Source organism: Pseudomonas sp. HY2-MNA-CIBAN-0224, from assembly GCF_040310285.1.
GTDB classification, from domain to species: domain Bacteria; phylum Pseudomonadota; class Gammaproteobacteria; order Pseudomonadales; family Pseudomonadaceae; genus Aquipseudomonas; species Aquipseudomonas helleri.
Window position 1 is genome coordinate 44066 of record NZ_JBEOPQ010000022.1, and the last position, 12893, is coordinate 56958.

General features: G+C 58.4%; 14 protein-coding genes. 7 read left to right on the forward strand and 7 right to left on the reverse strand.

Annotation, left to right across the window (positions count from 1 at the left end):
* Positions 1 to 6: 6 nt before the first annotated feature.
* From AAEZ03_RS12550 to AAEZ03_RS12560, 3 genes are all read left to right on the forward strand, one after another.
* The gene (locus tag AAEZ03_RS12550) at positions 7 to 477 is read left to right on the forward strand and encodes an arsenate reductase ArsC (RefSeq protein ID WP_350579015.1); all 471 of its coding nucleotides are present in this window, start codon (positions 7 to 9) and stop codon (positions 475 to 477) included.
* Positions 478 to 488: 11 nt separating this feature from the next.
* Positions 489 to 1181 carry an arsenical resistance protein ArsH gene (arsH, locus tag AAEZ03_RS12555; RefSeq protein WP_350579018.1) on the forward strand — a complete coding sequence of 231 codons (693 nt, stop codon included), beginning with the start codon at positions 489 to 491 and terminating at the stop codon, positions 1179 to 1181.
* Positions 1182 to 1292: 111 nt separating this feature from the next.
* Positions 1293 to 1988, forward strand: a complete 696-nt coding sequence (locus AAEZ03_RS12560) for a tRNA (adenine(22)-N(1))-methyltransferase (protein ID WP_350579021.1) — start codon at positions 1293 to 1295, stop codon at positions 1986 to 1988.
* 3 nt (positions 1989 to 1991) lie between these two features.
* On the opposite strand, the gene yghU is transcribed toward AAEZ03_RS12560, so the two are convergent.
* Positions 1992 to 2831, reverse strand: coding sequence for a glutathione-dependent disulfide-bond oxidoreductase (gene yghU / locus AAEZ03_RS12565; RefSeq protein WP_350579024.1), 840 nt, complete (start codon positions 2829 to 2831; stop codon positions 1992 to 1994).
* Between the two features lie 138 nt (positions 2832 to 2969).
* On the reverse strand, positions 2970 to 3857 hold the full coding sequence (locus tag AAEZ03_RS12570; protein WP_350579076.1) for a serine hydrolase domain-containing protein: 888 nt from the start codon (positions 3855 to 3857) through the stop codon (positions 2970 to 2972).
* Between the two features lie 256 nt (positions 3858 to 4113).
* On the opposite strand from AAEZ03_RS12570, the gene AAEZ03_RS12575 reads away from it, so the two are divergent.
* Positions 4114 to 5679, forward strand: a complete 1566-nt coding sequence (locus tag AAEZ03_RS12575) for a cryptochrome/photolyase family protein (protein WP_350579027.1) — start codon at positions 4114 to 4116, stop codon at positions 5677 to 5679.
* Positions 5676 to 5822 carry a DUF2256 domain-containing protein gene (locus tag AAEZ03_RS12580; protein WP_350579030.1) on the forward strand — a complete coding sequence of 49 codons (147 nt, stop codon included), beginning with the start codon at positions 5676 to 5678 and terminating at the stop codon, positions 5820 to 5822. The genes AAEZ03_RS12575 and AAEZ03_RS12580 overlap by 4 nt, the downstream gene beginning before the upstream one ends.
* A 101-nt stretch (positions 5823 to 5923) precedes the next feature.
* Here AAEZ03_RS12580 and AAEZ03_RS12585 read toward each other — a convergent pair whose 3' ends face one another.
* Positions 5924 to 7594: a M24 family metallopeptidase gene (locus AAEZ03_RS12585; protein ID WP_350579033.1), complete on the reverse strand. Its 1671-nt coding sequence runs from the start codon at positions 7592 to 7594 to the stop codon at positions 5924 to 5926.
* Between the two features lie 77 nt (positions 7595 to 7671).
* Between AAEZ03_RS12585 and pdxR the strand changes: the two genes are divergently transcribed.
* On the forward strand, positions 7672 to 9162 hold the full coding sequence (gene pdxR, locus AAEZ03_RS12590) for a MocR-like pyridoxine biosynthesis transcription factor PdxR (protein WP_350579036.1): 1491 nt from the start codon (positions 7672 to 7674) through the stop codon (positions 9160 to 9162).
* Between the two features lie 7 nt (positions 9163 to 9169).
* Here pdxR and AAEZ03_RS12595 read toward each other — a convergent pair whose 3' ends face one another.
* On the reverse strand, positions 9170 to 9619 hold the full coding sequence (locus AAEZ03_RS12595) for a winged helix-turn-helix transcriptional regulator (RefSeq protein WP_350579039.1): 450 nt from the start codon (positions 9617 to 9619) through the stop codon (positions 9170 to 9172).
* Positions 9620 to 9740: 121 nt separating this feature from the next.
* Between AAEZ03_RS12595 and AAEZ03_RS12600 the strand changes: the two genes are divergently transcribed.
* Complete coding sequence (locus AAEZ03_RS12600) at positions 9741 to 10967, forward strand: MFS transporter (RefSeq protein WP_350579042.1); 1227 nt, start codon at positions 9741 to 9743, stop codon at positions 10965 to 10967.
* On the opposite strand, the gene AAEZ03_RS12605 is transcribed toward AAEZ03_RS12600, so the two are convergent.
* From AAEZ03_RS12605 to AAEZ03_RS12615, 3 genes are all read right to left on the reverse strand, one after another.
* The gene (locus AAEZ03_RS12605) at positions 10955 to 11497 is read right to left on the reverse strand and encodes a dihydrofolate reductase family protein (protein WP_278938782.1); all 543 of its coding nucleotides are present in this window, start codon (positions 11495 to 11497) and stop codon (positions 10955 to 10957) included. The two genes, AAEZ03_RS12600 and AAEZ03_RS12605, sit on opposite strands and share 13 nt — an antisense overlap.
* 85 nt (positions 11498 to 11582) lie before the next feature.
* Complete coding sequence (locus AAEZ03_RS12610; RefSeq protein ID WP_350579045.1) at positions 11583 to 11993, reverse strand: RidA family protein; 411 nt, start codon at positions 11991 to 11993, stop codon at positions 11583 to 11585.
* 65 nt (positions 11994 to 12058) lie between these two features.
* Complete coding sequence (locus AAEZ03_RS12615; protein ID WP_350579048.1) at positions 12059 to 12793, reverse strand: SDR family oxidoreductase; 735 nt, start codon at positions 12791 to 12793, stop codon at positions 12059 to 12061.
* Positions 12794 to 12893: the final 100 nt, after the last annotated feature.

The window sequence follows — 12893 nt, forward strand, 5'->3', positions numbered from 1 at the left end:
AACTTTATGCGGATCCTGTTTATGTGCACGGCCAACAGCTGTCGGAGCATTTTGTCCGAGGCCATGTTTAACCACCTCGCCCCTGGAGGCGTTCAAGCCTTCAGTGCCGGGAGCTTTCCCAAGGGCCAGGTTCTGCCGCGCAGTTTGAGCACACTGCAACAAGCGGGTATCAGCATCGCGGGCTTGAGCAGCAAGGGCAATGAAGCCTTCGAAAGCAACCCGCCCGACATCGTGATTACCGTCTGCGACAAAGCAGCGGGCGAAGCCTGCCCTGTGTACTTTGGCCCGGCGATCAAAGCCCACTGGGGGCTTGAGGATCCATCAGAAGTGGTTGGCGATGAAGCAGCAATTTCAGCGGCTTTCCACGCGACCCTGGCACTTATTGAAAAACGTTGCCGCGCCCTGCTGGCCCTGCCTCTTGACCAACTGGACAGTGCCAGCCTGAAGCAGCACCTGGACCGCATCAGCACCCTCTAACCGGAGCTCCCATGACCGATCAACTGCCTAATCTCGACATATCATTGGCCACCGGCACGCTGGTAAATGCCGACGTTCATAAACCCCGGATCCTGCTGTTATACGGTTCAACCCGCGAACGTTCGTTCAGCCGACTATTGGTTGAAGAAGCCGCCAGATTGCTTGAGCACTTCGGCGCCGAAACACGGATTTTCAACCCCAGCGGGTTGCCTTTGCCGGACGACGCCCCCGTCGATCACCCGAAAGTGCAGGAACTACTAGCACTGATGCAGTGGTCTGAAGGCCAGGTCTGGTGTTCCCCGGAACGCCATGGCGCCATGTCTGCGGTGTTCAAGGCGCAAATTGACTGGGTGCCACTGGCCTTGGGAGCCGTACGCCCCACCCAGGGTAAAACCCTGGCGGTGATGCAGGTTTGTGGCGGCTCGCAATCCTTCAACGTGGTTAACCAACTGCGAGTTTTGGGGCGCTGGATGCGGATGTTCACGATCCCGAACCAGTCGTCAGTCCCCAAGGCCTACCTTGAGTTTGATCAACACAACCGTATGCAACCCTCTGCCCTGTATGACCGGGTGGTGGACGTGATGGAAGAACTGGTCAGGTTCACGCTGCTGGTCAGAGACCGCCCTGACCTGGTTGACCGCTACTCGGAGCGCAAGGAATCAGCTGAAGCACTCACTCAACGGGTTAATCAACGCTCCATTTAGTCGTCAGCGCCACACCGCAGACCCGATATGCCAAAATCGCCCTTTTGCCCAGAACGAGCGTTTGATGGACTCACATGAGTGCCGCGCATTCGGGCTGACAAGGAACCGCAGTTGAACGAACACACATTGTCCACGCGCTTGGAGCGGGTGGCGGCGCACGTGCCCACAGGGGCGCGATTGGCAGATATTGGCTCGGATCATGGTTATCTGCCGGTGGCACTCGTACACCGTGGCACCCTCTGCGCGGCAGTCGCAGGTGAAGTGGCCTTAACGCCCTTCCATGCCGCACAACGTACCGTGCGCGAGAACCAGCTTGAACAGCAGATTACGGTGCGCCTGGCCAACGGCCTGGCAGCCATTGAACCGTCCGACGGCATCACTGCCATCAGCCTGTGCGGCATGGGTGGCGAGACCATTCGCGACATTCTCGACAGCGGCAAGGCGCACCTGCATGGTAAGGAACGCTTGATCCTGCAACCCAATGGCGGCGAACAACCACTGCGCCAGTGGTTGATGAACAACCACTACCGCATCGTCGCTGAAGAGGTGCTGCAAGAAAACCGCTTTTACTACGAAATCATCGTTGCTGAACGCAGCGGCCCCGTGACCTACAGCGCCGAAGCACTGTATTTCGGGCCGCTGCACTTAGAGGCCCGTAGCCCGGTATTCCTGGCCAAGTGGCAGCGCATCCTGGGCGAGCGGCAAAAAACCTTGAGCCAGCTCACCCGTGCACGACACACCATCCCCGAGCACAAACGGCAAGACCTCGCCCAACAGATACGCTGGATCACTGAATTGCTGGCCTGACTATTAATCCAGGTCAGCCGCCTCATGCCGCTCAGGCACCTGGCTGGCCTCATCGCCCCACGTCCGGTTAACCCGCAGACCGCGAATCACCGCCGGGCGCTTGGCAATTTCTTCAGCCCAGCGCTGCACATGGGTGTATTCGTGGGCCGACAGGAACTCAGCCGCCGAGTACACCGTGTTGCGCACCAGTTGACCGTACCAGGACCAGACCGCGATATCGGCGATGGTATAGGTGTCGCCCGCCAGATACGGGCTTTCAGCCAGACGACGATCCAGCACATCCAGTTGCCGCTTGACCTCCATGGTGAAGCGGTTGATCGGGTACTCGAGCTTTTCGGGCGCATACGCATAGAAATGTCCAAAACCGCCGCCCAGATAAGGCGCAGCACCCATCTGCCAAAACAGCCAGTTGAGGGTTTCGGTACGCCCGGCCAGATCAGTCGGGATAAACGCGCCGAACTTCTGCGCGAGATACAGCAGGATCGAACCCGACTCAAACACCCGAATGGCAGGCTCTACGCTACGGTCCAGCAAGGCTGGAATCTTGGAGTTCGGGTTGACCGCGACAAACCCGCTGGAGAACTGATCCCCCTCGCCGATACGGATCAACCAGGCATCGTACTCAGCCCCGGAATGCCCCGATGCCAGCAACTCCTCCAGCAGAATCGTCACCTTCACCCCATTGGGCGTGGCCAGCGAATACAACTGCAATGGATGCTTGCCGACCGGCAGTTCCTTGTCATGCGTAGGCCCGGCAACCGGGCGATTGATACTCGCGAAATGGCCGCCAGACGGAGCGGTGTTTGTCCAGACTTTAGGCGGAACGTACGGTGTATTGCTCAAGAGACAGACCTCATCGGTAGAGTGCTGAGAAGGCATGAGCCCGACTAATCATGACCGGGCCCAGTGGGCACAGCACACCATAGTCGGCAAGGGAATGCTACAGCGGCGTGTCTGGGGCGTGGGTGCAGACCCGCTCCTTCAGCTCCCCTGCCGCAAACCTTGCATCAGTTGCTCAACCACAACAGCTTCCACAGCACCCTCACTCGCGCCTTGCTCAAAAGCAGCGCAACAAGCCGCTGTGTCGCCATCGGTTATTCGGTAGACAGCAATGACACTGCCAGGCCCGCTGCCTGTGTGCCCACAGAGGGTATATCCACCCGCAATTGCTCCCTGCATCACCCCCAGGCCATAGCCCGGTGTGATCCAGGGTCGTCCGGGAATCGGGCCGCCCACTACTCGTGCTGTCTGCATGCCCTGAAGCAAGGTTGTGGGGAGCAGGTCTGTGCACAAGAGTCGATCGAGAAATAGCGCCGCTTGCGAGACAGGGCCGATCAACAGACCGTGATACACCCAGGCGGGATCATAAGTTGAGGCGCTTCCAGGAATGGAGGCTGGCAAGTCTGATCGTGACTTGGCAAAGCGAACGTTTGACAGACCCAGAGGAGCAAGCGCCCGCTGCATCACCGCGTCATCAAGCGCCAGACCCGTCAGGCGCTCAATTAGCCTGCCGATATGCCAGTAGCCCACGTTCGAATACCGCCAACCGGTTCCGGGATTGTATCGAAGTCGGGTACCGTCGAGGCGTTGCATCATTTCATCAGCAGACCAGGCTGGTTCGCCGTTGCTAACGGCTGTGTGATAGTCAACAAGTTCACCATAATCAGCCAGGCCCGCCTCATGCCGCAGTAGCTGGCGTAATGTGAACGGCTGATCAAGTATTGGCTCATCCAGGCTGACCAGCCTGTCACGTACTAACGTTAAAGCCGTCGCAGCCAGGACTGTTTTAGTAAAGCTCCACCAAGGGACCATCAGATCTGATGGGGCAGACGATTGAGGCTGACCGTTTGATATGAGTGAACTGAGCATTGGCTTCCTTGGAGGGTTGAGCGGATCGACACGATATCCCATTCACTCTTCCTGGACGTAGCCGCGCCAAGCTCGGCAACTGCTACGACGATCAATACAATCCGTAGGAGCGAGCTTGCCTCGCGATCTTTTGATCTTAAAGGCAACGCCGTCACGCCACGGTCGGCTGAGTGAGGGATGCTTTCACAATAAACTTGTACAAACTATTTGTTTTGTACAAGAATTCGCACTCACTATCCTTGAGTGCATTCTGCAGATGAGAGCCACACCGCCATCGGACCGTAACGCCAAGCCTGGCCGGTTATGCCTGGTCCTGGGCGACCAATTATCCTTCGACCTGGCCTCTCTGCAGGGGCTGGATAAAGAAAGCGATACAGTGCTGCTGGTCGAGGTGATGGAGGAAGCCAGCCATGTTCCCCATCACCCGCAAAAAATCACCCTGATTTTCAGCGCTATGCGCCACTTTGCCGAAGCCTTGCAGCAGAGGGGCATCAAGGTGCAGTACGTAAAGCTGGATGATCCGGACAATACCGGTTCAGTACCCAGTGAACTGCACCGTTGGCAGGCACTGCTTCAACCGCATGAAATCCACCTGACAGAGTGCGGCGACTGGCGTCTGGAGCAATCCGTCAAGGACTGCGGCTTGGCTGTACATTGGCATGGCGATGATCGCTTTCTGTGCTCACGTGCCGAGTTCTCTCGCTGGGCTCAGGGTAAAAAGCAGCTGCGCATGGAGTTCTTTTACCGCGAGATGCGCCGCAAGAGCCGGTTGTTGCTCAATGGTGACGGCAGCCCGGTTGGCGGCGCCTGGAACTTTGATGCCGAAAACCGCAAGGCATTGCCCAAGGGAGTCAGGCCGCCCTCGCCCGCCCGTTTTACCCCGGATGCAATCACCCGGGAGGTGCTGGCGTTAGTCGCAAAGCACTTCCCCGGTCACTATGGCGCTCTCGACACGTTCGATTATCCGGTGACTCACGCAGAAGCTCAGGCGCTTTGGGACTACTTCCTGGATTGGGGTTTGGCAGCTTTTGGCGACTATCAAGACGCCATGGCCAGCGATGAGCCTTTTCTGTTCCACGCCCGTATCAGCGCGGCGCTGAATATTGGCTTGCTGGATCTTCGCCAGCTGTGCAGCGATGTGGAGTCGGCGTACTGGGCCGGCAATATTGCGCTCAACGCCGCCGAAGGTTTTATTCGGCAATTGATCGGCTGGCGTGAGTATGTGCGGGGCGTGTACTGGCTGAAGATGCCTGACTATGCCCACGGCAATGCTTTCGGTAATACCAGGCTGTTGCCAGAGTTCTACTGGACAGGCAACACGCAGATGAACTGCATGCGCCAAGCCATCAACCAGAGCCTAGAGCACGCCTACGCTCACCACATCCAACGGCTGATGGTCACCGGCAATTTCGCCCTGCTCGCCGGGATCGCTCCAAGTGCAATCTGCGAGTGGTATCTGGCGATCTATATGGACGCCTTCGACTGGGTCGAACTGCCCAACACCCTGGGTATGGTCATGCACGCTGATGGCGGCTATCTGGGTTCCAAACCCTATTGCGCAAGCGGCCAGTACATCAAGCGCATGTCTGACTACTGCCGTGGCTGCGCTTACAAAGTGAGTGAAAGCATCACAGACGACGCCTGCCCGTTCAACGCGCTCTATTGGCACTTTTTGATGCGTCACGGCGACCGCCTGCGCGGCAATCAACGCATGGGCATGATCTACAAAAACCTCGACCGCATGCCTGAATCCAAACAGCAAGCGCTGTGGGACCGCGGCCAGTTGTTGCTCACTGCCTTGGACAACGGTGAATCGTTGTGAAAAAAAGTGAGCTGCCAGTCAAAACCTGCGCCACCTGCGGGCTGCTGTTTACCTGGCGCAAGAAATGGGCTCGCTGCTGGGAAGATGTGCGCTACTGCTCGCAGCGTTGTCGACGGAGCAAGAAGAAGCCAGATGGTCTGTGACATGCGAAAAACAGGCAGGCGCTGGCGATCTTTTGGTCTTGGGGATTCGCCGCTCACCTGAGCGGCGCTCCTGCGGCCCGCATCGCAGCTTGCGATCCTTGTCAGCGACTACGTTGCTCGCCAATCAGGATGTCTTCAAAAAACGCCCCGACCGGTTCTGTGGGGTGACACAGCTGTATTTCCAGCACCCAGACCATTTCGCTCGGGACGATCTCGATCTCTGCCAGCTTGTCTTGCCCGAACAGGGCATGGGGGAAGTCGGCAATGCGGTGTCCGGCCAGGTTGCGTTCAAGGCGCCAGCCTTGGGTATGGGCACTTTGCTCTGCGAAATCATACAGCTCGCGCCCGGTCAGCCCGCGGTGCCAGGCGTCGCGGGTTTCGTCGAACACTTGGTGCAGCGCCTTGACGCAGTCCTCATACAGCCGGTGCTCACCGAAGACAAACGTGTCGCCATAATCACCTTCATAGCCGTCCCACACCGGGCCAAGGTCGACCACCGCGATGTCGGTGGCGCGCAGCTTGCGCTGCGGGTCAATGCCTTGGCGCGGGGTGCGGATGGTGTCGTCGCCAAAACGTATATAGGTCGGGTGCCAGGTGTGGGATGCCCCCATGCTCTGCAAGGTCTGACTGGCCATATCGAGGGCTTGCGCGGTGGTCATGCCAACTTTCAATTGCTCAGCGATGGCCGCCAATGCCCGTACCGTTTGCGCACGAGCTGCGAGCATGCCATCCAGTGAGTAGCGCGGACCGACTTTTTCCAGCACCGGGTCCAATGCCTTCAATGATGAAGCTGGCGCTAATACACCGCTGGTCACGAAAGCCTCAGCGACAAATCGATGGGCCTGCACACCCGAAGCCAGGCAGGTTTCACGCACCTGATTGATCATCGCGCTATTGCCACAGGCATAGATTTGGCTATCGGCCCAATTGTGCGGTTGTGCCTGCGCGACCTGCTGTACGCGGGCGTCTGCCGACAGCACCCGATGCCATTTAAAACGTGGATGGGCGCGGCTGGCCTGTTGCAGAAATTCAGCGTCGTAGAAGTCTTCTGGCGCGGAGTTACCCCAATACAAGGTAACTTCGGCGTCACGGGCCAACGCCGTTAACAGCATCGGTTTGATGCCGGCATACCCGGTTCCGGTGGCGAACAACACAACCGGGCACTCATCCTCATGCTGCCAGGTGCACGCGCCGACAGGGCCTTCCAGGGTGAGCACATCGCCCACTTGCAGGTCAGCCAGAATACCCTCGGAAAACACGCCGCCACTGACCTGACGAATATGAAATACACACAGCCCCTGGTCCTGTGCAGGCAAATTGGCCACGGAAAAACAGCGGCTATCGCCATCATCGAGACGAAATCTGACGTACTGGCCGGCGCGTACCTCAAGGGGCTGAGCGGGCAGCAAGACCAGTTCGAAAATATCCACACTCAGTGACCGCTTGCTGATCACCCGTGCGCTGACGTCCCGCACCGGCGTGTCCAACGACCAACCGGGTATTTCCAGGCGCAGGTCGCTACAGGCATGGCTCTGACACAGCAACATCTCGTCCGCCGTCAGCGGGTAGCAAGGGGCTGGCGCGTCTGGCGCGAGGTGCTTTGCGCGGTAGTGACCTGAGACCACCTTGACCTTGCACGACCCGCAAGCGCCGCGCCTGCAAGAAAACGGCACCGCCAGACCGCTGGCCAGCATGGCGTCGAGGAGTAATTGATCGGCAGCTTGAAAGGTTTTGCCCGAGGGCAACAACTCTACAACATGGCGGTTCTGCATAAACACCTCAGGGCAATTGAGGTTCGATTGTTGCGTTAGACTAGGACCCCAAGAACCTCCAGTTTTGGATAATTCATATGGTCCAGCTTCGCAAATGGCGCCCGCTGCTCAAACTCGATGGCGCGCAGCCGCAAGCGTCATACCGAAAGATCATTGAAGGGTTAGTGAGTGCGATTGTCGAAGGCCGTCTGCGCCCCGGAACGCTGCTACCCGGTACGCGGGAAATGGCACGCCTGCTGGACGTCAATCGCAAGACGGTGATCCTCGCTTACGAAGAGGCAGTGACCAAAGGCTGGTTGGTCAGCCTTCAACGTCGCGGCACGTTCGTCAGTACACAACTGGCGCCAGGAAAGGTTGCGGCCCCCAGTGCCCCCGCGTCATTTGCCCTGGCGCTCAAGCCAACCCCGGCCGCGATCTATTTCGACCCGGGCGAGCAAGTCATCGCGCTACAACATCAGGCCGGGGCGCTGTTTTTCGATAATGGCGCCTCTGACCATCGCTTGCTGCCCCAGGCAGTGCTGCACCGTTACTACCGCAACGCTTTACGCAACAGCTTCACCACCAATACCGTACGCCATGGCAGCGAGAGCAGCAGTCAGTACCTGCGCAAAGCCTTGGCTGAAATGCTGCGCCATAATCGCGGCCTGACGGTGGACGCGCAGCAGATTTGCCTGACCCAAGGCGTGCAGATGTCGCTGTACCTGACGGCCAGCGTGATGCTAAAACCCGGCGATGTGGTGGTGGTCGAACGCTTAAGCTACCCCCCGGCCTGGGAAATTTTCCGCCAGTTGGGCGCGCGATTGGTCACCGTTGACCTGGATGACGAAGGTTGCTGTGTCGATCAGCTCGCAGACGTGTGCCGGCTGCACAGCGTGCGGATGGTCTATCTCACCCCTCACCACCAGTTCCCTACCACCGTCAGCCTGCGTGCCGGGCGTCGCCAGCAACTCCTGGAATTGGCCCGACTGCATGATTTCTGCATCATCGAAGAAGACTATGACCATGAGTACCACTTTGCCGGCCGCCCCTATTTGCCTCTTGCTAGCGACAGCGCGCAGCGGCATGTGATCTACATCGGCTCGCTGTCCAAATCGTTGGGCAGCACGTTTCGTTGCAGCTACATCGTTGCCCCGCCAAATCTCATCCAGGCCCTTGAGCGTACCGCCGCGGTGACCTTGGGCCAGGGCGATGCCGTCATGCAGCGAATGCTGGGGGACTTGATCAACGACGGCGAACTGAAGAAGCATCTGCGCCGGGTCTCCAGAGAATACCGCCAGCGCCGGGACACGCTGCTCAGTTGCCTGCGGGAAGCATTTGCCGAGCAGATATCCGTGCAGGAGCCGGAAGGAGGACTGGCGCTGTGGGTGAGGTTCGCTGACTCAATCGACGTCAACCAATTGGTGGAAAAAGCGTTGGAGCTGGATCTGGTAATACGCAACGCTCGCCAGTTTTCACCCGACGGTCACCCTGAAAACGCCTTGCGCCTGGGCTTTGCCTCGCTCAACCAGGAGGAAATCCGCAGCGCTACACAGCGCCTGGCCCAGGCGGCGCAGGCCATCAAGCGGTAAAGCGCATTTACAACACCTCTTTATCCACCCGGGTGTGCTCCGCAGCAATCACCCGACCGTCCGCCGCCACTGGCTGCATGAGCGGCAGCGGTTGCTGTGTCACGGTATCCAGCAGTCGTGAATGGGCTTCGTGCGGCTCGAACAAGTGCTGCTCCCCCCATTGGCGCAGCGCTACTACCAGGGTAAACAGGCTCTCGCCCTTGGCTGTCAGCACGTACTCCTGATACGACGTGCCATCGGATGCCGGGCGCACCTGCAAAATATCCGCTTCAACCAGCGCCTTGAGGCGCTGGGTCAGAACACTGCGGGCCACCCCCAGGCCACTTTGAAAATCGCCAAACCGGCGCACGCCATCAAAGGCGTCCCGCACGATCAACAATGACCAGCGATCTCCAATCAAGTCGACCGTTCGTACCACGGGGCAGGTTTGCGCTGAAAGGTTGCGGGTTTTGCTCATGCCGGTTCCTTGGTGTGTGTCGGACATCAGATCGAATCAAAAAAGCAGTTTTATTTTAAGACTGACAGGCCTAGAATCAAATCGGTCTTTTTTTGAGACTGGATTAACCAAAGGTTCGACTATGCCCATTGATCAATGCCTGTCCGCCCGCCCCTTGACGCCTGAACCCGCGAATACGCCCCTGCCGCGTAGCCTGGTGGGGCTATTTGCCTGCGCGAGCGGGTTGAGCGTCGCTAACGTCTATTATGCCCAACCGCTACTGGATCAAGTGGCTGCTGATTTTGCCATTAGCCAGGCTGCGGTTGGCGGTGTCATCACTGCTACACAGGTCGGTAGCGTACTCGCGTTGCTGCTGATTGTGCCGCTGGGCGACCAGATGGACCGTCGTTCCTTGATGTTGATGCAGATTGTCGCCCTGATCGGCGCACTGTTCTGTGTAGGCATGACGCACTCCCCAACGGTGATGTTAGTCAGCATGCTGGCCATCGGTCTTATGGGCACGGCCATGACCCAAGGCCTGATTGCCTATGCCGCGACGGCCTGTTTGCCGCAAGAGCGCGGGCGCGTAGTGGGGACAGTTCAAGGCGGGGTCGTTATCGGTCTGCTGCTGTCACGGCTGGCCGCCGGATTGATCGCGGACATGGCCGGTTGGCGCTGGGTGTATCTGGGCGCGGCGCTGGTGATGCTGGCGTTGGCGGTTACGCTCTGCAGATCGCTGGTTTCGCAGCGTCCTTCTACGCCTCCCATGCCCTACCCGAAGCTAGTGTTTTCAATGTTCACACTATTGAAAAACGATCGCGTCCTGCAAATCCGCGGCATGCTTGCGCTGTTTATCTTTGCGGTACTGAGCATCTTCTGGAGTGCGCTGGTTTTTCTACTGACGAGCCCGCCCTACTCCTTTTCGCATACCACCATCGGCACCTTTGGTCTGGTCGGTGTGGTCGGTGCTTTGGCGGCGGCACGTGCAGGCGTGTTGGCGGACAAAGGGCTGGGTCAATGGACCACCGGTTTATCACTGACGTTGCTGATACTGGCCTGGCTGATGCTTGCGCTCACCCCCTGGTCCATCCTGTGGCTGGTCCTTGGCGTGGTGGTGCTGGACCTTGGCGCCCAGGCCATTCATGTCACCAATCAGAGCATGATTTTCAGTACCAGCACGGGTTCACACAGCCGGGTGGTTGGCTGCTACATGCTGTTTTATGCCGTGGGCAGCGGCCTCGGCGCACTCGCCTCGACCACCCTCTACACACTGTATGGGTGGACGGGCGTTTGCGCGCTGGGCACCAGCGTCAGTCTGGCAGCGCTGGTGTTCTGGGGGCTGACGCTAAAAGGCACTCAAAGCACTTGATAGCGACTTTGCACAAAGCCGTTATCGGACATCGCCGAGTCGATCAGGAGTAGTTTCTGTTCGGTGCCCAGCGGGCCAAACAAGGGGATACCCCGGCCCAGCAACACGGGAATGCGGGTGATGACGAGCTCATTGATCAGGCCAGCCGCAAGAAAAGCCTGAACGGTCTGCCCACCGTCGATGTACACATGCTTCATACCGCGAGCCGCCAACTGCGCCACGATATCGGCCGGCTCGCCTGCCAATACTTCAACCTTGCCTTGCAAGGGTTCAGGCAGGCTCACGCCTAGACGGGAAAGCACGATGACCGCTTTATCCGCATAAGGCCACTCAGGAAATGACAGCACCTTGTCCAAGGTTTTGCGCCCCATGACCAACGCATCGATGCTACTCATAAAGTCTTCGTAGCTGAGGCCATTCAACGCAGGGCACTCATACTCAGGCGAGTGCAACCATTCAATATCGCCATCTTCGCGCGCGATAAAACCGTCTACGCTGGCGGCGATAAACACCGAGCATTTGATATCCATAACCTGCAGCTCCTTTTTTTTGGGCGCCGTTTATAGCATGAACGGCACCACGAAAGCTGCGCTGATTAGCGCGATAGCGCTGTGCTTAGTCACTCGCAGACGCTGATCGCTGCACGGCGATGCACTTGATCTCCACCAGTAAACCGGGCTTGGCCAGTTCACTGACGCCAATACAGGTCCATGCGCAAGTGTTGCGGGGGAACAGGCTGTCTTTCACCTGCCTGAACAGCGGCATGTGCTGGTTCATATCGATGTGATAGGTGGTCATTTCGACCACATCCTCAAAGCCACAGTCAGCGGCTGCGAGCACCTGGCGAAGGTTTTCCCAGGCGGCCAGAAACTGTTGTTCGGGGTCTTCTATGACCTGTAAATCAGCCGTGCGCCCGACCTGACCTGCGCAATACAGCGTTGTGCCGACTTTGACTGCGGGCGCATAACCGGCGCGCTCAGTCAGCAATTTCATGGTGTCTGGAACGATGATCTGACGATCACTCATGGTGGTCACTCCCAACCCACCGCTTTGGCGATGGGCGCAGCTTGCTGGCAAACGTTAACAGGGACTCAAGGTTCCTGACGGGTTGGCGCAATGACGATTTCGCGAATACACACGCCTTGCGGCTGCGAATAGGCGTAGCTGATGGCTCTGGCGACATCTTCCGGCGACAGCACAACACCGCCCATGCCTTGCTTCCACTCTTGATAGCCGTCCTTGATGCTTTCGTCTGTGGTGTGGCCCAGCAATTCGGTTTCTACCGCGCCTGGCGCGATGGTCACGACCCGCACGTTGCTTGGAGAGAGTTCTTCACGCAGGTTTTCGGACAACCCGTGGACCGCAAATTTGGTGCCCACGTAGACGGCATGATTCGGAAAGGTTTTATGCCCGGCCACCGAACCGATGTTGATGATGGTGCCGTGCTTGCGCGCAACCATGCCGCTTGCCACGGCCAGTACGCCGTTGAGCAGGCCGCGTACGTTGACGTCGAGCATCGTGTCCCACTGAGACGGGTCCTGTTCGCTCATGCTGCCCAGCAGCATCACACCCGCATTGTTGACGATGGCATCCACCGGGCCGAATTGTTCTTCGGCCTGTCTCACCGCGTTAACCACCGCTTCGCGGTCGATCACGTCTACCGACAAAACCAACGTGTTGGGCAGTTGCAGCGCCAGCATGGGTTCCAGCCGACGGGCCAGCAGCAGCAATGGATGGCCTTCGCTCGAGAGCAGACGTGCGGTTGCCAGACCGATCCCGGAGCTCGCACCCGTGATAACGATCAGAGGTTTTGAAGTAGTAGTCATAGTAGGTGCTGCCCCTCAGGTATCCAAAAGACCGATGTCTATCAGCGATTCAAGGTCGCCATTTTAGAAGGCCAAGATCACAAAAAAAAGTTTTCGGCGC